This window comes from Streptomyces barkulensis, assembly GCF_002843305.1.
GTDB lineage: Bacteria > Actinomycetota > Actinomycetes > Streptomycetales > Streptomycetaceae > Streptomyces > Streptomyces barkulensis.
In genome coordinates this window covers 65,247-89,830 of record NZ_PGSG01000027.1, presented here as the reverse complement: position 1 = coordinate 89,830, position 24,584 = coordinate 65,247, and the positions used below count along the sequence as shown (strand labels likewise).

General features: G+C 72.9%; 18 protein-coding genes. 4 read left to right on the top strand and 14 right to left on the bottom strand.

Annotated elements, in window-relative coordinates; genetic code table 11:
• Positions 1-54: 54 nt before the first annotated feature.
• From ilvC to CUT83_RS06330, 5 genes are all read right to left on the bottom strand, one after another.
• Complete coding sequence (gene ilvC, locus CUT83_RS06350; protein WP_101254886.1) at positions 55-1,053, bottom strand: ketol-acid reductoisomerase; 999 nt, start codon at positions 1,051-1,053, stop codon at positions 55-57.
• A 131-nt stretch (positions 1,054-1,184) separates the two neighbouring features.
• Positions 1,185-1,709 carry an acetolactate synthase small subunit gene (ilvN, locus tag CUT83_RS06345; protein WP_101254885.1) on the bottom strand — a complete coding sequence of 175 codons (525 nt, stop codon included), beginning with the start codon at positions 1,707-1,709 and terminating at the stop codon, positions 1,185-1,187.
• A gap of 52 nt (positions 1,710-1,761) precedes the next feature.
• Positions 1,762-3,615: an acetolactate synthase large subunit gene (locus tag CUT83_RS06340; RefSeq protein WP_101254884.1), complete on the bottom strand. Its 1,854-nt coding sequence runs from the start codon at positions 3,613-3,615 to the stop codon at positions 1,762-1,764.
• Between the two features lie 240 nt (positions 3,616-3,855).
• Complete coding sequence (locus tag CUT83_RS06335) at positions 3,856-6,858, bottom strand: putative bifunctional diguanylate cyclase/phosphodiesterase (RefSeq protein ID WP_101254883.1); 3,003 nt, start codon at positions 6,856-6,858, stop codon at positions 3,856-3,858.
• Between the two features lie 323 nt (positions 6,859-7,181).
• Complete coding sequence (locus CUT83_RS06330; protein WP_101254882.1) at positions 7,182-8,123, bottom strand: 2-hydroxyacid dehydrogenase; 942 nt, start codon at positions 8,121-8,123, stop codon at positions 7,182-7,184.
• Positions 8,124-8,229: 106 nt separating this feature from the next.
• Between CUT83_RS06330 and CUT83_RS06325 the strand changes: the two genes are divergently transcribed.
• The 3 genes from CUT83_RS06325 (at position 8,230) to CUT83_RS06315 (ending at position 10,743) form a co-directional block, all read left to right on the top strand.
• The gene (locus CUT83_RS06325; RefSeq protein ID WP_101254881.1) at positions 8,230-9,228 is read left to right on the top strand and encodes an aldo/keto reductase; all 999 of its coding nucleotides are present in this window, start codon (positions 8,230-8,232) and stop codon (positions 9,226-9,228) included.
• Positions 9,229-9,358: 130 nt separating this feature from the next.
• Entirely contained in the window at positions 9,359-10,564 is a 1,206-nt protein-coding gene (locus tag CUT83_RS06320; protein ID WP_101254880.1) for a PQQ-dependent sugar dehydrogenase, read from the top strand.
• Positions 10,564-10,743 carry a DUF6191 domain-containing protein gene (locus CUT83_RS06315; protein ID WP_093847474.1) on the top strand — a complete coding sequence of 60 codons (180 nt, stop codon included), beginning with the start codon at positions 10,564-10,566 and terminating at the stop codon, positions 10,741-10,743. The genes CUT83_RS06320 and CUT83_RS06315 overlap by 1 nt, the downstream gene beginning before the upstream one ends.
• Before the next feature lie 114 nt (positions 10,744-10,857).
• Here the strand turns inward: CUT83_RS06315 and gatB are convergent, their stop codons facing one another.
• From gatB to CUT83_RS06270, 8 genes are all read right to left on the bottom strand, one after another.
• Positions 10,858-12,366: an Asp-tRNA(Asn)/Glu-tRNA(Gln) amidotransferase subunit GatB gene (gene gatB / locus CUT83_RS06310; RefSeq protein WP_101254879.1), complete on the bottom strand. Its 1,509-nt coding sequence runs from the start codon at positions 12,364-12,366 to the stop codon at positions 10,858-10,860.
• 27 nt (positions 12,367-12,393) lie between these two features.
• Positions 12,394-12,636, bottom strand: a complete 243-nt coding sequence (locus tag CUT83_RS06305) for a hypothetical protein (protein ID WP_093847478.1) — start codon at positions 12,634-12,636, stop codon at positions 12,394-12,396.
• A gap of 180 nt (positions 12,637-12,816) precedes the next feature.
• A complete protein-coding gene (gene gatA, locus CUT83_RS06300; RefSeq protein ID WP_101254878.1) occupies positions 12,817-14,319 on the bottom strand; it encodes an Asp-tRNA(Asn)/Glu-tRNA(Gln) amidotransferase subunit GatA in 1,503 nt (500 codons plus the stop codon).
• 5 nt (positions 14,320-14,324) lie between these two features.
• Entirely contained in the window at positions 14,325-14,621 is a 297-nt protein-coding gene (gene gatC / locus CUT83_RS06295) for an Asp-tRNA(Asn)/Glu-tRNA(Gln) amidotransferase subunit GatC (RefSeq protein ID WP_031505700.1), read from the bottom strand.
• Positions 14,622-15,070: 449 nt separating this feature from the next.
• Positions 15,071-17,260: a putative bifunctional diguanylate cyclase/phosphodiesterase gene (locus tag CUT83_RS06285; protein ID WP_101254876.1), complete on the bottom strand. Its 2,190-nt coding sequence runs from the start codon at positions 17,258-17,260 to the stop codon at positions 15,071-15,073.
• Between the two features lie 226 nt (positions 17,261-17,486).
• Complete coding sequence (ligA, locus tag CUT83_RS06280; RefSeq protein ID WP_101254875.1) at positions 17,487-19,679, bottom strand: NAD-dependent DNA ligase LigA; 2,193 nt, start codon at positions 19,677-19,679, stop codon at positions 17,487-17,489.
• 16 nt (positions 19,680-19,695) lie between these two features.
• Positions 19,696-20,721 carry a methionine synthase gene (locus tag CUT83_RS06275; protein WP_101254874.1) on the bottom strand — a complete coding sequence of 342 codons (1,026 nt, stop codon included), beginning with the start codon at positions 20,719-20,721 and terminating at the stop codon, positions 19,696-19,698.
• Positions 20,718-21,407, bottom strand: a complete 690-nt coding sequence (locus tag CUT83_RS06270) for an SDR family oxidoreductase (RefSeq protein WP_101254905.1) — start codon at positions 21,405-21,407, stop codon at positions 20,718-20,720. Before CUT83_RS06270 ends, CUT83_RS06275 begins: the two co-directional genes overlap by 4 nt.
• A 247-nt stretch (positions 21,408-21,654) precedes the next feature.
• Here CUT83_RS06270 and CUT83_RS06265 point away from each other — a divergent pair, with 247 nt between their 5' ends.
• Positions 21,655-23,550: an NAD-binding protein gene (locus CUT83_RS06265; protein ID WP_101254904.1), complete on the top strand. Its 1,896-nt coding sequence runs from the start codon at positions 21,655-21,657 to the stop codon at positions 23,548-23,550.
• A 37-nt stretch (positions 23,551-23,587) separates the two neighbouring features.
• Here the strand turns inward: CUT83_RS06265 and CUT83_RS06260 are convergent, their stop codons facing one another.
• A complete protein-coding gene (locus tag CUT83_RS06260; RefSeq protein WP_101254873.1) occupies positions 23,588-24,433 on the bottom strand; it encodes a class I SAM-dependent methyltransferase in 846 nt (281 codons plus the stop codon).
• Positions 24,434-24,584 lie beyond the last annotated feature (151 nt).

Sequence of the window (24,584 nt, the reverse complement as noted above, 5' to 3'; positions counted from 1 at the left end):
CCTGCGGGCGGGTCGGGCGGCGCCGGGCCGTCCGCGACGGCCCGGCGGATCCGCTCAGTTCTCGTCGTCGACCCAGCTCATGAGCTTGCGCAGCTCACGGCCGGTGGTCTCCAGCAGGTGGTCGCCGTCGGCCTTCTTGTACTCGTTGTACTTGGGCAGGCCGGCGTTGTACTCGGCCATCCAGTTCCTGGCGAAGGTGCCGTCCTGGATCTCGGCCAGGACCTTCTTCATCTCGGCCTTGGTGTTCTCGTTGATGATCCGCGGGCCGGTGATGTAGTCGCCCCACTCGGCGGTCTCGGAGACCGACCAGCGCATCTTCCCCAGGCCGCCCTCGTACATCAGGTCCACGATCAGCTTCAGCTCGTGGAGGCACTCGAAGTACGCGATCTCGGGCTGGTAGCCGGCCTCGACCAGGGTCTCGAAGCCCGCCTTGACCAGGGCCGAGGCGCCGCCGCACAGCACGGCCTGCTCACCGAACAGGTCGGTCTCGGTCTCCTCGGTGAAGGTGGTCTTGATGACGCCGGCGCGGGTGCCGCCGATGCCCTTGGCGTAGGACAGGGCCAGCTGGAAGGCGCTGCCGGCGGCGTCCTGCTCGACGGCCACGATGCAGGGGACGCCGCGGCCCTCCTCGAACTGGCGGCGGACCAGGTGGCCCGGGCCCTTGGGTGCGACCATGCAGACGTCCACACCGGCCGGGGGCTTGATGAAACCGAAGCGGATGTTGAAGCCGTGGCCGAAGAAGAGGGCGTCGCCGTCCTTGAGGTTCGGGGCGATGGACTCCTCGTAGACCTTGGCCTGGATCGGGTCTGGCACCAGGACCATGATCACGTCGGCCTCGGCGGAGGCCTCCGCCGGGGTGACCACGCGCAGCCCCTGCTCCTCGGCCTTGGCCCGGGACTTGGAGCCCTCGGGGAGGCCGACGCGGACGTCGACGCCCGAGTCGCGCAGGGACAGGGCGTGGGCGTGGCCCTGGCTGCCGTAACCGAGGACCGCGACCTTGCGGCCCTGGATGATGGACAGGTCGGCGTCGTCGTCGTAGAACAGCTCGGCCACTTGGGATATCTCCTTGTTGTTCCTGCCGCACCGGCGGTCTCGCCGTACGGGTCGGGGGTGCGGGGCCCGTCCCCGCAGCCGCCGCCGAAGCCACCGTATGCCGGTGCGGGCGGGGACGGGCTGGGGTCTCGCTATGCGGTCCGGTCGAGCGCGCGCAGCGAACGGTCGGTGATCGACCTCGCTCCGCGGCCGATCGCGATCGTGCCGGACTGGACCAGCTCCTTGATGCCGAACTGCTCCAGCATCTTGAGCATGGCCTCCAGCTTGTCGCTGCTGCCGGTCGCCTCGATGGTGACGGCCTCCGGGGAGACGTCGACGGTCTTGGCGCGGAAGAGCTGGACGATCTCGACGATCTGCGAGCGGGTCTCGTTGTCGGCGCGGACCTTCACCAGGACGAGTTCGCGCTGGACGGCGGACCCCGGCTCCAGCTCGACGATCTTCAGCACGCTGACGAGCTTGTTGAGCTGCTTGGTCACCTGCTCCAGCGGGAGGTCCTCGACGTTCACCACGATGGTGATGCGGGAGATGTCGGGGTGCTCGGTGACGCCGACGGCGAGCGAGTCGATGTTGAAACCGCGACGGGAGAACAGGGAGGCGATCCGGGCGAGGATGCCCGGGGTGTTCTCCACCAGGACGGAGAGCGTGTGCTTGGACATCGGGTGTGGTGTTCCGTTCCTCGGGTTCCTCTGGGGCTCTGTCGTCCGGGACTCAGTCGTCGCCGTCGCCGAAGTCGGGACGGACGCCGCGCGCCGCCATGACCTCGTCGTTGGAGGTGCCGGCCGCGACCATCGGCCAGACCATCGCGTCCTCGTGAACGATGAAGTCCACGACCACGGGGCGGTCGTTGATGGAGTTGGCCTTCTCGATCACCGCGTCGAGCTGCGCGGGGTCCTCGCAGCGGATGCCGACGCAGCCCATGGCCTCCGCCAGCTTCACGAAGTCCGGGACGCGGGTGCCCCTGTTCTCGGGGCTGACGGCGTCCGGGCCGCTGTGCAGCACGGTGTTGGAGTAGCGCTGGTTGTAGAAGAGGGTCTGCCACTGGCGGACCATTCCCAGGGCGCCGTTGTTGATGATCGCGACCTTGATCGGGATGCCGTTGAGCGCGGCGGTCACCAGCTCCTGGTTGGTCATCTGGAAGCAGCCGTCGCCGTCGATCGCCCAGACGGTGCGGTCCGGGACGCCGGCCTTCGCGCCCAGCGCGGCCGGGACGGCGTAGCCCATGGTCCCCAGGCCGCCGGAGTTCAGCCAGGTGGCGGGCTTCTCGTACTTGACGAAGTGGGCGGCCCACATCTGGTGCTGGCCCACACCGGCGGCGAAGACCGTGCCCTCGGGGGCCAGGGAGCCGATGCGCTCGATGACCTGCTGCGGGGCCAGGGAGCCGTCCTCGGGGTGGTCGTAGCCCAGTGGGTAGGTCTCGCGCCAGCGGTTGAGCTGCTGCCACCACTCGGTGTGGTCGCCGGTGTTGCCCGCCTCGTGCTCGGCGCGGACGGCCACGACCAGATCGGCGATGACCTCGCGGGCGTCACCGACGATCGGGACGTCGGCGGTGCGGTTCTTGCCGATCTCGGCCGGGTCGATGTCGGCGTGCACGATCTTCGCGTACGGCGCGAAGGAGTCCAGTCTGCCCGTGACGCGATCGTCGAAGCGGGCGCCGAGCGCGACGATCAGGTCGGCCTTCTGCAGGGCGGTGACGGCCGCGACGGTGCCGTGCATGCCGGGCATGCCCAGGTGCTGCGGGTGGCTGTCGGGGAAGGCGCCCAGCGCCATCAGGGTGGTGGTCACGGGGGCGCCGGTCAGCTCGGCCAGCACCTTCAGTTCGGTGGTGGCCCCGGCCTTCAGGACGCCGCCGCCCACGTACAGCACCGGGCGGGCGGCCTCGGTGATCAGCCGGGCGGCCTCGCGGATCTGCTTGGCGTGCGGCTTGGTCACCGGGCGGTAGCCGGGCAGGTCCGTGGCGGGGGGCCAGGAGAAGGTCGTCTGCGTCTGCAGGGCGTCCTTGGCGATGTCCACCAGGACCGGGCCGGGCCGGCCGGTGGAGGCGATGTGGAACGCCTCGGCGATCACCCGCGGGATCTCGGCCGGGTCGGTGACCAGGTAGTTGTGCTTGGTGACCGGCATGGTGATGCCGCAGATGTCGGCTTCCTGGAAGGCGTCGGTGCCGATCGCCTTGGAGGCCACCTGGCCGGTGATCGCGACCAGCGGGACGGAGTCCATGTGCGCGTCGGCGATCGGGGTGACCAGGTTGGTGGCGCCGGGGCCGGAGGTGGCCATGCAGACGCCGACCTTGCCGGTGGCCTGGGCGTAGCCGGTGGCGGCGTGGCCCGCGCCCTGCTCGTGGCGGACGAGGACGTGGCGCACCCGGGACGAGTCCATCATCGGGTCGTAGGCGGGCAGGATGGCGCCCCCCGGAATGCCGAATACCGTGTCGGCGCCGACTTCCTCGAGAGAACGGATGAGGGACTGGGCTCCCGTGACGTGCTCGACGGTGGCGGGCTGCGGCTGTGCTCCGCCGGTACGGGCCCGCGGCTGCGGGCGGGGGGCCCCGGTGGCCTGCTCGGTCATCACTTGTCTCTTCTCGGAGAGTTGAGGGTTTGACGCTCGTTGTAGATGGCTGTGGGTGGGTCGCGCTCGAGTGCCGCTGGCACCGGTGCAACAAAAAACCCCTCGTGCCGTCAGGCAAGCGAGGGGAGCGCGTCGATGTCGTCCACAGGGCGGACATGCCCTGTGTCAGTCGACGCGCTGTCCAATTACGAGAAGTCGGGTGCGCATGGCACCGACCTTCCTCCCGCAGTGCCCGAGGTGTCAAGTGGGTGGGACGGACGTCTCACTATTTGATCGCAATGGGGGATGTGCCACCGGGCCGTGCGCGGCCGGTCCACTCCTGTGCGCCGGCAGCGAGCCTGCGACCACCACCGAGCGGCCGACGCCCGGGAAGTGCTGCTCCTCGCCGGAGACGGGGTAGCTCCCGCGGGCCAGGGCACGCCTGAGACGGTGCTCGTCCAGGGGCTTGGAGAAGGCGGCGCCCTGGGCGTGGGTGCAGCCCAGCGCGCGCAGCGTCGCGGCCTGTTCCGGCAGGTCCACGCCGTCGGCGACGGAGAGCATCCCGAGGTCGTCGGCGATCCGCAGCAGCCCGGAGGTGATTTTCCGCACCCTGGGGGAGTCCACCACACCGTCGACCAGCGCGCGGTCCAGCCTCAGCGCGTCGGCGGGGAGTCTGCGGAGTGCGGCGAGACCGGAGTGGGCGCCGCCGAAGCCGTCCAGGGTGATGCCGACCCCGATCCGCCGCAGTGCGGTGACCCACAGCTCCAGTTCGTCCAGGGAGACGCGGGGGTCGGTGTCGGCCAGTTCGACGACGAGGGCGTCGGGCGGCAGCCCGTGCCGGGACAGCAGCGCCTCGACGGTGGCCGGGGTCGTGGAGCGGTCGGTGAGGCGGCACGCGTCCAGTCTTACGGACACCGGCACGCGGTAGCCCGCGTGGTGCCGTTCGGCGGCCTGCTCGACGGCCCTGCGCAGCAGCCACCGGCCCGCGTCCCCGCCGTCGCCGCCGCGGGCGTCCGCCGCGGTGGGGACGTGCGGGGGCTGCGGGCCGTACCGCGCCGGCGGTACGGGCCGGGCCTGGGGGGCGGGCTGGGGCCCGCCCGGCGGGAACAGCACACCCCGGGCGGAACGCCTGCGGGCCTGGGCCGCGACCGAGGTGATCTTTCCGCTGGAGAGCTCGACCACGGGCTGGTGGAGCAGCGCGAACTCGCTCTCCGCCAGCACTCCGCGCAGCCGGTCGGTGGTCAGCTCCGCCCGGCGGACGGCCTCGGCCTGCGGCTGCGAGGCGTACAGCTCGACCCGGTTCTTGCCCGCCTGCTTGGCGCGGTACATCGCCAGGTCGGCATGGCGCATCAGCACGGCCGGGGTAACTCCGGGCTCGGCGAAGGCCACGCCGATGGAGGCGGCGACCCGCGCCTCGCCGCCCTCGACCCGGTAGGGCCGGGAGAGGGTGGTGCGCAGCCGCTCGGCGATCTCCAGGACGCGGTACTCGCGCTCGGCCCGGTCACACTTCCCGTCGCCGACGATGAGCGCGGCGAACTCGTCCCCGCCGAGCCGGGCCGCGGTGTCACCGGCCCGTACGGCCTCCCGCAGGCGGCGGGCCGCCTGGATCAGCAGCTCGTCCCCCGCCTGGTGGCCGATGGTGTCGTTGACGGCCTTGAAGCCGTCGAGGTCGATGTAGAGCACCGCCGTGTGGCCCGCCCTCGCGTCGCCCCGGCGGCGGCCGCCGAGCGCCTGGTGGACGCGCTCGGTGAACAGCGAGCGGTTGGGCAGGTCGGTCAGCGGGTCGTGGGAGGCGTTGTGCTGGAGCTGCGCCTGGAGCCGCACCCGTTCGGTCACGTCGCGGCTGTTGAAGATCAGGCCGCCCTGGTAGCGGTTGACCGTGGACTCGACGTTGAGCCAGCGGTCCGAGGCGTGCCGGATGCGGCACTCGATGCGGGTGGAGGGCTCCTCCCGGGGCGGGGTGGCCAGGAAGCGGCGCACCTCGTGCAGGACCCGGCCCAGGTCCTCGGGGTGGATGAGGGAGGCCAGCTCGGAGCCGACCAGCTTGTCCGGCTCCCGGCCGTAGACGCCGGCGGCGGCCGGGGAGACGTAGCGCAGCATCCCGGCCGGCGAGGCGATCATGATGACGTCGCTGGACCCCTGTACCAGCGACCTGAAGTGGTTCTCCTTCTGGGCCAGTTCCTGGGTGAGGCGGATGTTCTCCAGCAGCATGATGCCCTGCCGGACCACCAGGGCCAGGACGACGGTGCAGCCGGTCAGCAGCACCACCGGGTCGATGGCCCCGCCGTCGCGGACGTTGTAGAGGATCCCCAGGGTGCAGACGGCGGCCGCCAGGTACGGGGCGAGGGCGGCCAGCGACCCGGCCACCGCTCCGTTCCCGGGCGCGGGCGGCCGGACGGCCGGACGCAGGGGCGCGTGCCGGCTGCCGTCCCCTTCCCGGCAGCCGACCCAGGGGGCGTACGCGAGCAGCAGCGAGCCGGCGAACCAGCCGGCGTCGAGGATCTGGCCGGAGGTGTAGCTCTCCCGCAGCAGGGGCGAGGTGAACAGGGCGTCGCAGAGCACGGTGAGCGCGAGGGCTCCGATGACGGTGTTGACGGCGGAGCGGTGGGCGGACGAGCGGCGGAAGTGGAGTGCGAGGACCATGCTGATCAGCACGATGTCCATCAGGGGGTAGGCCAGCGACAGGGCCACCAGGGAGAGGGACTCGCCCCGCCAGTACGAGGGGTGGTCCAGCGCCAGGCTCCAGGAGAGGGTGAGCAGCGAGCCGCCGACCAGCCAGGCGTCCAGGACCAGGCGCGTCCAGCCGGCCCGGGTGACCGGCCGTTTGGCGAGGACCAGCAGTCCGACGATGGCCGGTGGCGCGAAGAGCAGGAAGCAGAAGTCCGCCGCGGAGGGGCTGGGCACGGGTTCGCCCAGCACGACCTCGTACCAGCCCCAGATCCCGTTTCCGAGCCCGGCCATCGCCGAGGAGATCCCGAACAGCGTCCAGGCGGGCCGGAACGGCGTGTCCGGGTGGATGCGGGCGTAGTGCACACACGATCCCGCGGCGGCGAAGGCCGCGGCGCTCAGCCCGAAGTCGCCCATGAACAGCGCCACCGCCGGTGATCCCCAGCCCAGCAGCGCGCCCACCGCGTACGCCCCGCACAGGGCGGCGAGCGCCAGCCGCGGGAACGCCCTCCGTTCCCCGGCGCCCGTCCCGTCGTGCGGGCGGGCCGTGCGGGGCAGCCGCGGGAAGCGGGGCTGTTCCGCCCCCCGGGCGCTCATCGCGCCGCCTCCGGGTGCGGCAGTCCCTGCCCCGGCCCGGGCTCCGCGGGCCGGGGCCGTGTCCAACACCGTTCGTGCGTCCGGTGGTTCGTCCGGTGGCCGTGCATGTCGCCCGTCCCCCCTCGCTGGTCTGGTACGCCCCCGGGTCGGACGATACACCAGACCGGTCACTCAGGGACATACCTCTTCTACACAGCGTGACTAATGAGGGAATCGCCGATACAATACGCAGCCATTCGTGTTCGGAGCGTACGGATGGCCGTGCGGGCGGTCGTCCGCGCCCGCACCACCCGTCTCACACCCCCGGCCGCCCGGCGAGGCCGTCACCCGGCCGATGCGACGACGTTCTCCGGCTCCTCCCCGGCCGCGAAGCGCCGCAGCTGGGCGCGGAGCAGCCGCTTGGCGCGCGGCAGGAACGCGGACGTCGGGCCTCCCGCGTGCGGTGTGATCAGGGTGCCGGGCGCCTTCCACAACGGGTGGCCGGCGGGCAGCGGCTCGGGATCGGTGACGTCGAGCGCCGCCCGCAGCCGCCCGGACTCCAGCTCCGCCAGCAGCGCTTCGGTGTCCACGACGGCGCCGCGCGCGACGTTCACCAGCAGTGCTCCGTCCTTCATGCGCGACAGGAAGCCCGCGTCCACCAGATGGCGGGTGGCGTCGGTGAGCGGGGTGACCAGGAAGACCACGTCGGCCCCGGGCAGCAGCCGGGGCAGGTCGGCGAGGGCGTGCACCGGACCGCGCGGCACGGTGCGGGCGCTGCGGGCCACCCGGTGGACCGCCTCCGGTTCGAAGGGCGCCAGCCGGTCCTCGATGGCGGCGCCGATGGAGCCGTAGCCGACGATCAGCGCCGTCCGATCGGCGAGGGAGGGCCGGAATCCCGGCGTCCACCGTCCGGCGTCCTGGGCCCGGACGAAGGAGGGGATGCCGCGCAGCGAGGCGAGGGCGAGGGTGAGCGCCAGTTCGGCGGTGCTCGCGTCGTGGACGCCGCGGGCGTTGCACAGCAGCGTGCCCCGGGGCAGTTGCGGTACGGCGGACTCCACGTGGTCGATGCCCGCGGTGAGCGTCTGCACCACCCGTACGTTCGGCATGTGCGCCAGCGGTCGTACGGCGACGGCCTGACCCTTCAGATAGGGAACGGCGTAGAAGACGCAGTCCGCGGGGTCCGCCGGGAACTCCTCCTCCCCGTCCCAGTGGACGTAGCGGAACGACTCGGGCAGCCCGCCCATCTCGGCGGGCGGGATGGGCAGCCAGACATCTGCGGAAGCCATGGCCAGAGGCTATCCGGAGGCTGTGCGGAGGCGCCGGAAGCCACCCGTTAGGTTGGGAGCGCCCTACGGGGGCGACCCCGCGGGGGCGAGGAGGGAGCACGTCCAGGTGGAGCGCAGGACAATCGGTGCGGGGGCACTGGAGGTGGGTGCCATCGGGCTCGGCTGCATGCCGATGAGCTGGGCCTACACCGCGTCCGAGCGGGACGGCGAGTCCTCGATGCGCACGGTGCACGCGGCCCTCGACCGCGGGGTGACGCTGCTGGACACCGCCGACATGTACGGGCCGTTCACCAACGAGCTGCTGCTGGGCCGGGTGCTGCGGCGGCGCCGCGCGGATGTGTTCGTCTCCACCAAGTGCGGCCTCCTCGCCGGCGAGCAGCACATCGTCGCCAACGGGCGCCCCGGCTATGTGAAGCGCGCCTGCGACGCCTCGCTGCGCCGGCTGCAGACCGATGTGATCGACCTCTACCAGCTCCACCGCGCCGATCCGGAGGTGCCCGTCGAGGAGACCTGGGGCGCGATGGCCGAACTGGTCGCGGCCGGCAAGGTGCGCTCGCTGGGACTGTGCGCGGTGGGCGCGCGGGAGCGGCGCCGCGGGTCGAGCGCACCCGCGTACGCCGGAACGCTCCGGCAACTGGAGCGGATCCAGCAGGTCTTCCCGGTCAGCTGTGTGGAGGCCGAACTGTCGGTGTGGTCGCCCGAGGCCCTGGCCTCGCTGTTGCCGTGGTGCGAGGCGCGCGGCGTCGGCCTTCTGGCCGCGATGCCGCTGGGCAGCGGCTTCCTGACCGGCACCCTCACCCCGGGCGGCGGCTTCGAGCGCGACGACGTACGCGCCCGGCACCCGCGGTTCACGGCCGAGATGATGGCGGCCAACCAGCCGATCGTCGCCGGGCTGCGGCGCGTCGCCGCCCGGCACGGCGACGCCACCCCGGCACAGGTGGCCCTGGCCTGGCTGCTGGCCCAGGGGCGGCACGTGGTGCCGGTGCCGGGCGCCAAGAAGGAGCGCTGGGCGGTGGAGAACGCGGCGGCGGCACGTCTGGAGCTGACCGCGCGGGACCTGGCGGAGATCGCCGCGCTGCCCGCCGCCCAGGGGTCGTGGGACTGAGCCGGGAACAATCCGGCGCCTTCACGGCGTACGGTCGGGTGTACGGGCCGGTGGTGCGCACCGCGTGCACGGCCGGCCCCCGCACCGCAGGCGAGAGCTGCCCGTAGTCGAGTAGTCGAAAGGCGCACCGATGCCGCGAAGCCGTCCCCCGTCCGTACGTCCGCGGCCGCGGCCGCCGCTGCGGAAGGCCGCCGCCGCCCTCGCCGGGCTCGCCCTGCTGGTGGCGGGCTGTTCGGACGGCGGGGCCGGTGAGGGGGCACCGGACCGCACCGGCGCCACCTCCTCCCCGTCCCCCTCCCCCGGTGAGTCCCGCTCCCCCGGTTCCTCGGCCGCGCCCGCCGAGGGCTCGGCGGAGGTCACCGGCACCGTGGCGGAGAACCTGGACTCCCCCTGGGGGCTGGCTCCGCTGCCCGACGGCGGTCTGCTGGTCTCCTCCCGGGACGAGGGCACGATCTCGCTGGTCGACCCGGAGAGCGGGAAGGCCACCGAGCTGGGTTCGGTGCCCGGCGTCGAACCGGGCGGCGAGGGCGGCCTGCTGGGCATCGCCGTGCCGCCCGACTTCGCCGAGGACCGCTACATCTACGCGTACTTCACCAGCGCCTCCGACAACCGGGTCGTGCGCATGCTCTACGACGCCGGCAAGGAGGAGGGCAACCGGCTCGGCGCGCCCAGCACGGTCCTGCGCGGCATCCCCAAGGGGATGGTCCACAACGGCGGCCGGATCGCCTTCGGCCCGGACCGGATGCTCTACGTGGGCACCGGCGACTCCGGCGACCGGAGCCTCGCCCAGGACCGGGAATCCCTCGGCGGCAAGATCCTGCGCATGACACCGGAGGGCGAACCCCCCGGCCGCGGCAACCCCGAGGCGGACTCGGTCGTCTACTCCTGGGGCCACCGCAACGTCCAGGGACTGGCCTGGGACGCGGAAAAGCGCCTGTGGGCTTCGGAGTTCGGCCAGAACACCTGGGACGAGCTCAACCTGATCCGGCCCGGCGGGAACTACGGCTGGCCCGAGGTGGAGGGCGAGGCCGGCGAGGAGGGCTTCATCGACCCCGTGGCGCAGTGGAAGCCCGCCGAGGCCTCCCCCAGCGGCATCGCCGTCGCGAAGGGTTCGGTGTGGATGGCGTCGCTGCGGGGGGAGCGGCTGTGGCGCGTTCCCTTGGATGGCGCGAAAAAGGTGGCACGGCCGCAGGCGTTCCTGGAAGGTGAGTACGGGCGGTTGCGGACGGTCGTCTCCGACGGCGGCGACGGGCTGTGGCTGGTGACCAGTGAGACCGACTCGCGCGGTACGCCCGCCGAGGACGACGACCGCATCCTGAAGCTGGAGGTCAGTTGATGTTCAACCTGATCGAGGAGCTGTTCAACCCCGGGCGCCGCCACGCCGACGACGAGCGCAGGCGGCTGGAGAACACCCGGGTGGAGGAGGGCAGCCACGATCCGGGGCGCGGCCCGATCGACCTCTCCTCCGGGCATGTTCTGATCAGGACCCGCGGTTCCGCCCCGAAGTCGGCCTGACCTCGCGCACCGGCCCCTGGTGCCGGCCCCGCCAGCGGCCTCGCACGGCAAACGGCCAGGCCCCGCGTTCCCTGTCCGGGAGCACGGGGCCTGGCCATGGCGGCCGGGCGGGCGTCAGCCCTGCACGCCCAGCTTCTCCAGGATGAGTTCGCGCACCCGGGCGGCGTCCGCCTGGCCCCGGGTGGCCTTCATGACGGCGCCGACGAGCGCGCCCGCCGCCGCCACCTTGCCGCCGCGGATCTTCTCGGCGATCGCCCCGTTGGCGGCGATCGCCTCGTCCACGGCCGCACTCAGCGCTCCGGTGTCCGAGACGACCTTCAGTCCGCGCTTGTCCACGACATCGTCCGGCCCGCCCTCACCGGCGAGGACGCCCTCGATGACCTGCCGGGCCAGCTTGTCGTTGAGGGAGCCGTCGGCGACCAGCTCGCACACCCGGGCGACCTGGGCCGGGGTGATCGGCAGGGCGGACAGCTCGGTGCCCTGCTCGTTCGCCCGGCGGGCCAGCTCGCCCATCCACCACTTGCGGGCCTGGTCGGCCGGGGCCCCGGCGTCGATGGTGGCGGTGATCAGATCGATGGCGCCGGCGTTGAGGACGGACTGCATCTCGTGCTCGGAGATGCCCCACTCCTCGCGCAGCCGGTTGCGGCGCAGGCGCGGCAGCTCGGGCAGACCGGCCCGCAGCTCCTCCACCCACTCGCGCGCGGGCGCGACGGGCACCAGGTCCGGCTCGGGGAAGTAGCGGTAGTCCTCCGCCTCCTCCTTGACCCGGCCGGAGGTGGTGGAGCCGTCGTCCTCGTGGAAGTGGCGGGTCTCCTGGACGATCGTCCCGCCCGAGCCCAGCACCGCGGCGTGGCGCTGGATCTCGAAGCGGGTGGCCCGCTCCACGCTGCGCAGCGAGTTGACGTTCTTGGTCTCCGAGCGGGTGCCGAACGTCTCGGTGCCGTGCGGCCGCAGCGACAGGTTGACGTCGCAGCGCATCTGGCCCATCTCCATCCGGGCCTCGGACACCCCGAGGGCCCGGATGAGCTCGCGCAGTTCGGCGACGTACGCCTTGGCCACCTCCGGCGCGCGCTCCCCGGCTCCGGTGATCGGCTTGGTGACGATCTCGATCAGGGGGATGCCGGCGCGGTTGTAGTCCAGCAGCGAGTGCACGGCGCCGTGGATACGGCCGGTGGCACCGCCGATGTGGGTGGACTTGCCGGTGTCCTCCTCCATGTGGGCGCGCTCGATGCCGACGCGGAAGACCTCTCCGTCCTCCAGCTGGACGTCCAGGTAGCCGTCGAAGGCGATCGGCTCGTCGTACTGGGAGATCTGGAAGTTCTTCGGCATGTCCGGATAGAAGTAGTTCTTCCGGGCGAAGCGGCACCACTGGGCGATCTCGCAGTTCAGCGCGAGACCGATGCGCACGGCGGACTCCACCGCCGTGGCGTTGACCACCGGCAGCGAGCCGGGCAGTCCGAGGCAGACGGGGCAGGTCTGCGTGTTGGGCTCGGCGCCCAGCGAGGTGGAGCAGCCGCAGAACATCTTGGTCCTGGTGCCCAGTTCGACATGGACCTCAAGGCCCATGACGGGATCGTAGGAGGCCAGCGCGTCCTCGTACGACACCAGTTCGGTGACAGTCACGAAAGTCAAACCTTTCAGGCGCTGCGGTCAGTCGTCGGCGAGGACGTCGTCGATGTCCAGGCGCCGCACCTCGCGGACGAGGATGGCGACGCTGGTCAGGATCGCGGCGCCGGAGACGACGGCGTCCAGGAGCTGGAGCCTGTCGTCCTCCCGACGGGCGAGCTGCATCTGCTTGACGACGCCGAAGGCGCCGAAGAGCGAGGTGCCGATGGACAGGTACAGGCCGGGCCGGGACTTCTTGAAGCCCTTGGCCTTCTTCAGCGCGCTCACAGCCTGTCCTTTCCCGCTTCTCCGCCCGCGCGGCGCAGAGGTACTGCCTCGTATGTCATCTGCGGCCCGGTGGCCGCGCGTGCGACGCTCACAGCCCGCCTCCGTTCGCTTCTCCGCCCGCGCGGCGCAGAGGTACTGCCTCGTATGTCATCTGCGGCCCGGTGGCCGCGCGTGCGACGCTCACAGCGAGGGCGCCTCCTCCAGCAGCGGGTGTCCCCAGCGTGCGTGGTAGGCGGCCTCGACCGCCGCTCCGACACGGTAGAGCCGGTCGTCGGCCATGGCGGGGGCGATGATCTGCAGACCCACCGGGAGCCCGTCCTCGGGCGCCAGTCCGCACGGCAGCGACATGGCCGCGTTGCCCGCCAGGTTGGACGGGATGGTGCACAGATCCGCCAGATACATGGCCATCGGGTCGTCCGCCCGCTCCCCGATGGGGAACGCGGTGGTCGGCGTGGTCGGCGAGACCAGTACGTCCACCTTCCCGAAGGCGGCGTCGAAGTCGCGCTTGATCAGCGTGCGCACCTTCTGGGCGGAACCGTAGTAGGCGTCGTAGTAGCCGGAGGACAGCGCGTAGGTGCCCAGCATGATGCGGCGCTTGACCTCGGGGCCGAAGCCCGCCTCACGGGTGAGGGAGGTGACCTCCTCCGCCGAGCGGGTGCCGTCGTCGCCGGCGCGCAGGCCGTAGCGCATGGCGTCGAAGCGGGCCAGGTTGGAGGAGCACTCCGACGGCGCGATCAGGTAGTAGGCCGCCAGCGCCTTGTCGAAGGACGGGCAGGAGATCTCGACGATCTCGGCGCCCAGCTCGCGCAGCAGCTCCACCGACTCGTTGAAGCGCTGCATGACCCCGGCCTGGTAGCCCTCGCCCGCGAACTCCCTGACCACGCCGACGCGCAGGCCCTTGACGTCGCCGTTGCGGGCGGCCTCGACCACCGGCGGGACGGGGGCGTCGACGGAGGTGGAGTCCAGCGGGTCGTGCCCGGCGATCGCCTCGTGCAGCAGGGCCGCGTCCAGAACGGTGCGGGCGCAGGGCCCGCCCTGGTCGAGGGAGGAGGAGAAGGCGACCATGCCGTAGCGGGAGACGGCGCCGTAGGTCGGCTTCACGCCGACGGTGCCGGTGACGGCGGCCGGCTGGCGGATGGAGCCGCCGGTGTCGGTGCCGATGGCCAGCGGGGCCTGGTAGGAGGCGAGCGCCGCGGAGGAGCCGCCGCCGGAGCCGCCCGGGATGCGGGTGAGGTCCCAGGGGTTGCCGGTCGGGCCGTAGGCGCTGTTCTCCGTGGAGGAGCCCATGGCGAACTCGTCCATGTTGGTCTTGCCCAGGATCACCACGTCGGCGTCCTTGAGCCGCTTGGTGAGCGTGGCGTCGTACGGCGGGATCCAGCCCTCGAGGATCCTGGAGCCGACCGTGGTGGGCACGCCCTCGGTGGTGAAGATGTCCTTGAGCGCGAGCGGGACGCCGGCCAGCGGGCCGAGCCTCTCGCCGCGGGAGCGCTTGGCGTCCACGGTGCGGGCACGGGCCAGCGCACCCTCGCGGTCCACGTGGAGGAAGGCGTGCACCTTCTCGTCCACGGCCTCGATACGGGCGAGGTGGGCCTCGGCCACCTCGACGGCGCTCGCCCGGCCGGAGGCGATGCGCGCGGCGGTCTCGGCCGCGGTGAGCCTGGTCAGATCGCTCGAATGCGTCATGGCGTTCACTCCTCCCCCAGGATCTGCGGCACCTTGAAACGCTGCTGCTCCTGGGCCGGGGCGCCGGAGAGCGCCTGCTCGGGGGTCAGCGACGGACGGACCTCGTCCGGGCGCATGACGTTGGTCAGCGGCAGCGGGTGGGAGGTCGGCGGTACGTCCTCGTCGGCGACGTCGGAGACGCGGGCGACCGCGCCGATGATGTCGTCGAGCTGTCCGGCGAAGTGGTCGAGCTCTTCGTCCTTCAGCTCCAGACGTGCCAGCCGGGCGAGGTGGGCGACCTCCTCGCGCGTGATGCCAGGCATGCAGCGATTCCTCGGGGTGAGTGGTGGATCCTTCGGGGCTTGGCGGGCTCTTCCCCGCCGTCCGCCCCGATCCTGTGACTCCTCCGTCTCCTGAGCGGGACGGCTTTCCCCCCGGCCTTCCGGCCGGGGCGCGGCCAAGTCCTGACCGCTGCCCGGAGGGCAGAACAGCATGCTAACAGTTTGGCCGCGGCGCACGGCGGTGCCGGGACGGGGGCGGGGAGCAGCCTTCGCCCCCGTCCGGGCGCCCGGACCGCGGTGCCGCGTGCTGCCGCGCGTCTAGGCCCTGTCTGACAAATAGCGCTGTCCGCCCGAAGGGCGGGCTCCGCGGCGTCTGGTGCGTGCGATCGCAAGGCGGAGGAGGAGAGCGCAGCGTGCTGCGCCGACGATCGACAACGCAGCGAGCGTGCGTGCCAGACGCCGCGGAGCAGGCGGGATTTGTCAGACAGGGCCTAGCGCGCGGGCTGTCCGCGGCGCCCCGGGGCGGTCTTCCCGGCCGGACCCGGCAGCGCGGGGTGCGCCGCCTCGACCGGCGGCGGCGCCCCGTCGCGCGCCCGCAGCCAGGCGGTGGCCTCGGCGGGGGGCATCGCGGCCGACACCAGCCAGCCCTGCACGGCGTCGCAGCCCAGATCGCGCAGGCGCTCCCAGGTCTCGTCGTCCTCCACGCCCTCGGCGACGACGAGCAGGCCCAGGGAGTGCGCGAGGTCCACCGTGCAGCGCACGATCTCGGCGTCCTCGGCGTCCACCGCCAGGCGTGCCACGAAGGAGCGGTCGATCTTCAGCTCGCTCACCGGCAGTCTGCGCAGGTGCACCAGGGAGGAGTAGCCGGTGCCGAAGTCGTCCAGCGACATCCGCACCCCGTGGCCGGTGAGCGCGGCGAGGGTGTCGGCGGCCTGCTGCGGGTCCTCCAGCAGGACGTGCTCGGTGATCTCCAGCTGGAGCGCCCCGGCCGGGACGCCGTGCCGGGCCAGCCGGGCGGCCACCGATCCGGCGAAGCCGGGGCTGTGGACGTCGCGGGGCGAGACGTTGACGGCGACCGGCACGGTCAGGCCCCGGGAGCGCCAGCGGGCGACCTGGGCGAGCGCGGTCTCCAGCACGTAGTCGGTCAGGCGCGGCATCAGGCCGGAGGACTCGGCGATGGCGATGAACTCGTCCGGGGGCACCCTGCCCCGCTCGGGGTGCACCCAGCGCACCAGCGCCTCCAGGCCGCAGACGGAGCCGTCGAAGGAGACCTTGGGCTGGTAGTGCAGCTCGACCTCGCCCGCGTCCAGGGCGCGGCGCAGGTCGCCCAGCAGGCCCAGCCGGTCGGGTGTGTTGCCGTCGCGGGTGGCCTCGTAGACCTCCACACCGCTGCGGTCGCGCTTGGCCTGGTACATCGCGACGTCGGCGCGGCGCAGCAGGCCCTCCGCCTCGCCGGCGTGGTCGGGGAAGACCGCGACCCCGGCACTGGCCTCCAGTTCCAGGGTCAGCCCGTCCAGGTCCAGCGGCGAGCCGAGGACGCCGACGAGCGCGCGGGCGATGCGCTGGGCGCTGGTGGGCGAGTCGGCGAACGGAAGCAGTACGGCGAACTCGTCGCCGCCGAGCCGGGCCACCTCGGCGCCGCGGGGCAGCGCCGTCCGCAGCCGGTCGGCGATCTGCAGCAGCAGCCGGTCGCCCGCCAGATGGCCGAGGGTGTCGTTGACCGAGCGGAAGCGGTCGAGGTCGATGAGGACGAGGGCGGAGCGGGCGCCCAGCCGGTCCGCCTCGTCCAGGGCGGACCAGGTGCGCTCCAGCAGCCACTGGCGGTTGGCGAGTCCGGTGAGGGGGTCGCGCAGCTGTTCCTCGGCGCGGGCGCGGGCGATCCACAGGGCGGAGTCCAGCGAGACCAGCGGCACGGAGAACAGCGGCAGCAGCAGCGGCATGTGGACGGCGACCACGACGATCAGCGGGGAGATGGCCAGCAGCGCGAGGGCGACCAGTCCCTGCCGCGCCAGGGCGGTGCGGGCGACGGTGGGCAGGCCCGCCTGGCGCGGGGCGAGGATGTACCACAGCAGTGTCCGGGTGACGAGCAGGTAGGCGGCGGCGGCCAGGAGGACCTCGGGGAGCGCGTACACGCTCCAGGCGGCCGGGCGCCAGGGCTGCTCCACCGAGGGGTGCACGCCGAAGGCCGCCAGGCACAGCGCCGCGGCGCCGATGCCGAGGATGTCCACCGCGCCGTGCCGCAGTGCCTGGCGCCAGCGGTGCCGCCGGGCCGCGCCGACCAGGACCACCACCGCGAGGCTGACCAGGGTGGCCGGGATCCAGCCGTACAGCAGCAGGATGGCCAGGGTGAGGGCGGCGCCGGAGCCGGTGCCGCCCCACCAGCGGTCGCGGCCGAGGGCGACCAGATGGCCGACGATGAGGCCGGTGAGGAGGGCGAAGGACCAGCCCGCCGTGCCGCTGGGGAAGAGCGCGTGCCCTTCGGAGACCACCCGGTGGATCCCGGCGGCCAGCGCGGCGGCGGCGACCGCGACGACCGCGCGGGAGAGCCCGGGGACCTCCAGGGAGGCGACGCGCTGCAGCTTCGGCGCGCCGTCGGGGCCGTCGCCCGGCGGGGCGGAGATCGGTCGGGGCCGCCCGTGGCGGAGCCACCGCTGTCCCCGGTCCCGGGGTTTGTGCTGCATGCGCGTCCCTCTCACAGCCGTCGGTGCCCACGCCACGGCAGGCGCACCCCGTCAACAGTAGGGCGCGGACGGCCGGCTGGGCAGTGATCGATCGGGGTTGCCCGAATGCCGACCGGTCGATCGCGTCCGTCTGATAAGCGCCGCGCAGCCTCTCCTCATCACTCAGTCAACGGCTTTGGCCGAAAAGGGATTTGGCGGCGGTGGCACCACCGCCGCCGACGCTCCGTCACCCGGCGGGCTGCTCCGCGGCGGGTTCGACGGGTGTGACAGCGGCCTCCCGTGCGGCGTCGGGCCCCTGTTCCAGCAGGACGGCGAAACCGTCGTCGTCCAGGATCGGGACCTTCAACTGCACGGCCTTGTCATATTTCGACCCCGGACTGTCGCCCGCCACAACAAAACCGGTCTTCTTTGAAACAGAACCGGTCACTTTCGCTCCCAGGCTCTGTAGCGCCTCTTTTGCGCCATCCCGCGTGTACGAGCTCAGGGTCCCGGTGACCACCACGGTGACACCCTCCAGCGGACGCGGCCCCTCCTCGGCGCCGCCCTCCTCCTCCATCCGGACGCCGGCCGCCCGCCACTTCTCGACGATCTCGCGGTGCCACTCCTCGGCGAACCAGGCCTTGAGCGAGGCCGCGATGGTCGGGCCGACCCCCTCGGTGGCCGCCAGCTCCTCCTCGGAGGCCTCCGCGATCCTGTCCAGCGAGCGGAACTCCCTGGCCAGCGCCTCGGCCGCCACCGGGCCGACGTGGCGGATCGACAGCCCCGTGATGATCCTGGCCAGCGGGCGCTCCTTGGCCGCCCGGATGTTCTCCAGCATCGCCAGCGTGTTCTTCTTCGGCTCGCCCCTGAGGTTGGCGAAGAAGGTGACGACCTTCTCCTCCCCCGTCTTCGGATCCCGCTTGGGCAGGCCGCTGTCCTGGTCCAGCACCAGGGACTTGATGGGCAGCAGCTGCTCGACGGTGAGGTCGAACAGATCCCCCTCGTCCCGCAGCGGCGGTGTGGCCGGCTCCAGCGGCTGGGTCAGCGCGGTGGCGGCCACGTACCCGAAGTGCTCGATGTCCAGGCACTTGCGCCCCGCCAGGTAGTAGAGCCGCTCGCGCAACTGCCCCGGACAGGAGCGGGCGTTGAGGCAGCGCAGGTCGACGTCCCCCTCCTTGGCCGGTTCCAGCCCGGTGCCGCACTCGGGGCACTCCGCGGGCATCACGAACTCCCGCTCGCTGCCGTTCCGAAGATCGGCGACGGGGCCCAGGATCTCGGGGATGACGTCGCCCGCCTTGCGCAGCGCCACGGTGTCCCCGATCAGCACGCCCTTGGCCCTGACCACGTCCTGGTTGTGCAGGGTGGCGAACTCCACCTCCGAGCCGGCCACCGTCACCGGCTCCACCACGGCGAACGGCGTGGCCCGCCCGGTGCGGCCGATGCTCACCTTGATGTCCAGCAGTCTGGTGTTGACCTCCTCCGGCGGGTACTTCCAGGCGATCGCCCAGCGCGGCGCCCGCGAGGTGGAACCCAGCCGCCCCTGGAGGGGGATCTCGTCCAGCTTGACGACGACCCCGTCGATCTCGTGCTCCACCGAGTGGCGGTTGGCGCCGTAGTACGCGATGTACTCCCGCACCTCCTCGACGGAGCCGACCACCCTGGCGTGCGCGGCGGTCGGCAGACCCCACTCGTGCAGCAGCTCGTAGGCGTGCGACAGCCGGTCGATGTCGAAGCCCTCACGGGCGCCGATGCCGTGCACCACCATGTGCAGCGGGCGCTCCGCGGTGACCTTGGGGTCCTTCTGCCGCAGCGAACCGGCGGCCGCGTTGCGCGGGTTGGCGAACGCCGGCTTGCCCGCCTCGACCAGCCGCGCGTTCAGCTCCTCGAAGCGCTCCATGGGGATGAACACCTCGCCGCGGATCTCCACCAGATCCGGGATGCGCTCCCCCTCCAGCCGCTCGGGGATCTGCGCGATGGTGCGGACGTTGGGTGTGATGTCCTCCCCGGTGCGTCCGTCGCCGCGGGTCGCGGCGCGCGTCAGCCTGCCGTGCTCGTACGTCAGGTTGACCGCGAGCCCGTCCACCTTCAGCTCGCACAGGAAGTGGTGGGGTACTCCGCTCAGTTCGCGCGCGATCCGGTCGGCCCAGGAGTCCAGCTCCTCGTCGTCGAAGGCGTTGTCCAGCGACAGCATCCGCTCGCGGTGCTGTACGGCGGTGAACTCCGTCTCGTAGGAGCCGGCCACCTTCTGCGTCGGCGAGTCCGGCGTGGCCAGCTCCGGGTACCTGGCCTCCAGCTCCTGGAGCTCGCGCATCAGCGCGTCGAACTCGGCGTCGCTGACGACCGGTGTCGTCACGTAGTACCTGAAGCGGTGCTCGTCGACCTCCTGGGCCAGCCGCGCGTGCCGCTCGCGCGCCTCGCTGTCCGGGCTCACCGTCTCCATGTATCCAAGCCTCCCGTTACTCAGGGTCGTTTACGAGCGAGCGTGCGGCCCGGACACAGTGCGCGAGCGCGGCCCGCGCGTAGGCCGGCGAGGCGCCGGCCAGACCGCAGGCGGGCGTGACGACCACCGATCGCGCCAGCAGCTTCGGAGACAGCCCGAGCCTGCGCCACAGCGTCCTGACACCCATGACGCTACCGGCAGGGTCTGACAGTGCGCTCGAGTCCGGCTCCACCGCCGGGACCGCCCCGGCGAACAGTGCGGTGCCCGCCTCGACCGCCTCCCCGACCGCCTCGTCGTCACGCTCGGTGAGCAGCGAGAGGTCGAAGGAGATCCCGTCCGCGCCCGCCCGGCGCAGCAGCCCGAAGGGCACCCCCGGAGCACAGGAGTGCACCACCACGGAAGTCCCCTCCACCGCCTCCCGGGCCGCTCCGACCACCTGCCGCAGCGCGCCCTCGGCCACGCCGCGGTCCACGGCCGGATGGGTGCGGTAGCCGCTGGCGGTGGGCACCCTGCCCAGCAGCACGGACGTCAGCGACGGCTCGTCGAGCTGGAGGACGACCCGGGCTCCCGGCACCCTGCGCCGCACCTCGGCCAGATGCGCGCGCAGCCCCTCGGCCAGGGACTCGGCCAGATAGCGGCAGGCACCCGCGTCGCCGAGCATCGCCTCGCCGCCGCGGCGCTCCAGCGACGCCGCCAGCGTCCACGGCCCGACGGCGGAGACCTTCAGCGCACCGGTGTGGCCCTGGGTGAACTCCTCCAGCGCGTCCAGGTCCTCCCCCAGCCAGGACCGGGCCCGCCGGGTGTCGCGCCCGGGCGCGTCGCCGACCCGCCATCCGCTGGGCTCCAGACGGGCGTACAGCTCCACCAGCATCCCGGCCGTCCGCCCGATCATGTCCGCGCCGGGCCCGCGCGCGGGCAGTTCCGGCAGGTACGGGAGGTGCTCGAGACTGCCGGTGACGGTCCTGGCAGCCTCCCTGGCGTCGGTGCCGGGCATCGACCCGACGCCGGTCGCGGCCCCCGTGCCCCACACGTGCTCCCTCACGCCGACGGCCTCACCCTCAGGTCGGTGATCTCCGAGCCCGCGGGCAGGTCGAGGGCGGTCAGGACGGCGGTCGCCACCGCGGACGGGGGGATCCAGCGCGCCGGGTCGTACTCCCTGCCCTCCTGCCGGTGCACCTTGGCCTGCATGGGCGTGGCGGTGCGGCCCGGGTAGACGGAGGTCACCCGCACCCCGGCGCCGCCCTCCTCCGCGCGCAGCGAGTCGGCCAGCGCCTTCAGCCCGTGCTTGCTGGCCGCGTACGCGCCCCAGTCGGCGTTGGCGTTCAGGCCCGCGCCGGAGTTGACGAAGACCACATGGCCGTGGGCCAGGCGGAGCTGGGGCAGCAGCAGCCGGGTCAGCTCGGCCGGGCCGACGAGGTTGACCGCCAGGGTCGCGTTCCAGACCTTCGGCGTCAGCTCACCGACCTTCCCCAGGTCCACCACCCCGGCGACGTGCAGCAGCGAGTCCACCCGCTCCGGCAGTTCCTGGTGGGACAGCGCCCACGACAGCCTCTCGGGCTCGGCCAGGTCCGCGACGAGGGTGCGGGCGCCGGGGAAGCGTTCGGTCAGTTCCCTGGCACGGCCCGCGTTCCGCGCCGGCAGCCACAGCTCCTCGCCCCGCTCCAGCAGGCGCTCGGCGATCTCGGCTCCGATGCCGGAGCCCGCCCCGGTGATCACATGCGTTCCCATGCGCACATCGTCCCATCCGCCGTCCCCGGTGGCGGGAATGGTGCCGTCCACCGCGGCGGGCGTGATCGAATGAGGCCTCATGGCCGCTCCCGTACCGCAGCCCCCTCGGCCGGAACCCTCCGCGCCCGCCCACGCCGCCGTCTCCGCTCCCGGCGTCTCCGTCCCCGCCGCTCCCGTTCCCGCCGTCCCTCCGCAGGGCGGCCCGCGGCAGGACGGCCCGCGGCAGGACGGCGGGCACTTCGGCCACATGGTCGTGTGCGGCGACAACTCGCTGTCCCAGCGGCTGGTGCGCGAACTCGCCTCCGTCTACGGCCAGAAGGTCACCGTCGTCCTGCCCTCGCTGCGCGGCGGCGACCAGGGCCCGCAGATCGCCGCGCTGGTCGGCGACCGGTGCCTGGACGTACGGGCGGTGGAGGCCCAGATACCCGACGACGAGGCGCTGCGGGAGGCGGGCATCGAACACGCCGCCGCCCTGGCGCTGACCTCCGGCGACGACCAGCTCAACATCCACACCGCCCTGCGCGCCCGCCGCATCAACCCCGAACTGCGCCTGGTCATCCGGATGTTCAACCGGACCCTGGGCAGCTATCTGGAAGACCTGCTCGACCGGACCATCGCAGCCTGCGTCCCCGGCCTGGACCAGAGGGCCGTGGACGCCTCCACCACCGTCCTGTCCGACGCGGACACCGCCGCCCCCTCCATGGTGGCGGCGGCCGTGGTGGGCACCAGCAAGGTCATCCACGCCGGCGGGCTGCTGCTGCGGGCCAAGGAGCGCACCGTGGGCACCGCCGACCGCCGCGACCCGCTGTGCACCCTGGCCCTGCTGCCCGACTCCCCGGACTCCGACGAGGGCGACGTCTACACCGACCCCGAGGACCACGACGGCCCCGTACTGCTGCCCGACCCGCGCGAGCTGGAAGGGCTGCCGGACGAGCGCGGCACCGTCGTCCTGGAGGCGATCACCCGCCGCCCCGACCGGGCCGGCGCCCCCGCTCCCCGCGTGCCGCGGTTACCGGTGGGCAGCTTCTTCTCCCGGAAGCTGCGGGCCGCCCTGCTCGGGCTCACCGCGGTGGTCGTCCTGCTCGCCGCCGCGAACTGGTACGTCACCCGCGAGACGCCGCTGCACGCCGCCTACATCACCCTGCTCAACGTGATGTCCATCAACGAACCCGAACTGGAGGGCGGCACCGGGGAGCAGGTCCTGCAACTGCTGGGCGGGCTGGCGGGCACCGCGCTGCTGCCGCTGATGTTCGCCGTCGTGCTGGAGAGCTACGGCACCTTCCGCCGGGCCGCCACCCTGCCGCCCCCGCCGCGCGGCATCGAGCGGCACGTCGTCCTGCTGGGCCTGGGCAAGGTCGGCACCCGTGTACTGGACCAGCTGCTGGAACTGGGCATCCCCGTGGTGTGCATCGAGCGCGACGACGAGGCCCGCGGCATCGCCACCGCCCGCGCGCGCCGGGTGCCGACCCTGATCGCGGACGTCACCGAGGACGGGGTGCTGGAGGAGGCGGGAATAGCGCGCAGCCGCGCCCTGCTGGCGCTGACCAGCGACAGCGGCACCAATCTGGAGGCCACGCTCTACGCCCGCCAGGTCAACCCCGACCTGCGGGTGGTGATGCGCCTGTTCGACGACGAGTTCGCCGCCACCGTCTACCGCACGCTGCGCGACACCTACCCCGGCGCGCAGACCCGCAGCCGCAGCGTCTCGGCGCTGGCGGCACCGGCCTTCGCCGGCGCCATGATGGGCCGCCAGGTGCTGGGCGCCATCCCCGTGGGCCGCCGGGTGCTGGTCTTCGCCGCGGTCTCGGTGGAGGGCAACCGGCTGCTGGAGGGCCGCACCGTCGGCGAGGCGTTCCGCCCCGGCTCCTGGCGGATCCTGGCCCTGGACACCGCCCCGCCCGACCGCCGCCGCGCCGACCTGGGCTCCCTCACCTCCGGCGCCCGCACCTACACCCTCACCGGCGACCTCGCCTGGCGGCTGCACGACGGCTACGTGCTGACGGCCGGCGACCGCGTGGTGGTGGCCGCCACCCGCGAGGGCCTGGGCGTCCTGCTCTCCGGCGAGGACCCTTGCGGGGCGGGCGCCGCTGATGCGAACGGCGCCGGCGGCGCGGGCGCGGGGAGCCCGGCCCCCGCGCCGTGAACGGTCCGGGCCGGGCGCACGGGCGCCCGTGCGCGGGCTACACCGGGCTGCGCTCCGGCTCCGGTCCGCCCGCCGCCGCCCGGTCCGGGGCCGGCCGGGTGACGCGGATCTTGGACTGGCCGTGCGGGAGCCGTTCCCAGTCGTCCATGAGACGCGCCGTCAGGCCGTGGCTGGCCGCGAGGTCGGTCAGCGTCTCGGTGCGGTAGTAGAAGTCCTCGCGCAGCACGTGGTGCTCGCGGCCCTCGGTGCGGTCGAAGGTGAAGTCGAAGAAGCCGCCCGGGGCGAGGATCCGCCCCACGTTCTCCAGGCACTGGTCGACGACGTCCAGCGGCGAGTGGGAGAACACGCTGTGGGCGTGGACGACCGTGAAGTGCCCCTCGGGCAGGAAGTCGAAGGTCAGGTCGTCGGCGATCGCCAGATGGGGCAGTTTGGCCTGGAGCCCGTGGCGCACGACGGTCCGCTTGGCCTCGATCAGGATGTGGGGCGATATGTCGATCCCGTAGTAGTGGCCGGGGTCGAGGTGGTCGATGAACAGCCGGCCGGCCCGCAGGTTGCCGCAGCCGATCTCCAGCATCCGGTCGTCCGGCCTCAGCCCGTGCTCCAGCAGATAGTCGAACTGCATCCGCCCGAGGGCCAGCCACCGCTCGTACGACGGCCTGCCGCCGACCGCCGCCTCCGGGCTGCGGGCGGCGTCGGAGGCCATCACGGCCCGGTAGTACCCGATGTGGTCGTCGCGGTACCTCGCCCGCAGCCAGGCGTCGCGGGCGGCCCGGCGCAGATGGGCGGGGACGCGCTCGGGGTGGCCGATCGCGTAGCGCACCTTGTGGGCGAGGGTGGCGCGGTTCCGGGAGAGCCTGGAGTCGGACGGGATCTTGGTTCCCATGAGGACCTCCGCGTCGCTCGGGGTCGGGCCGGTGGCGTCAGTATGGGCGCGGCGCCCTCGCCGCACCCTCCGGCTGATCCGTTCGGGTGCCCGCCGGGAGCCCCGGGCAAGCCCCCGCCCGGCGGACCGGACAAGGGCATGGCCGCCGGGG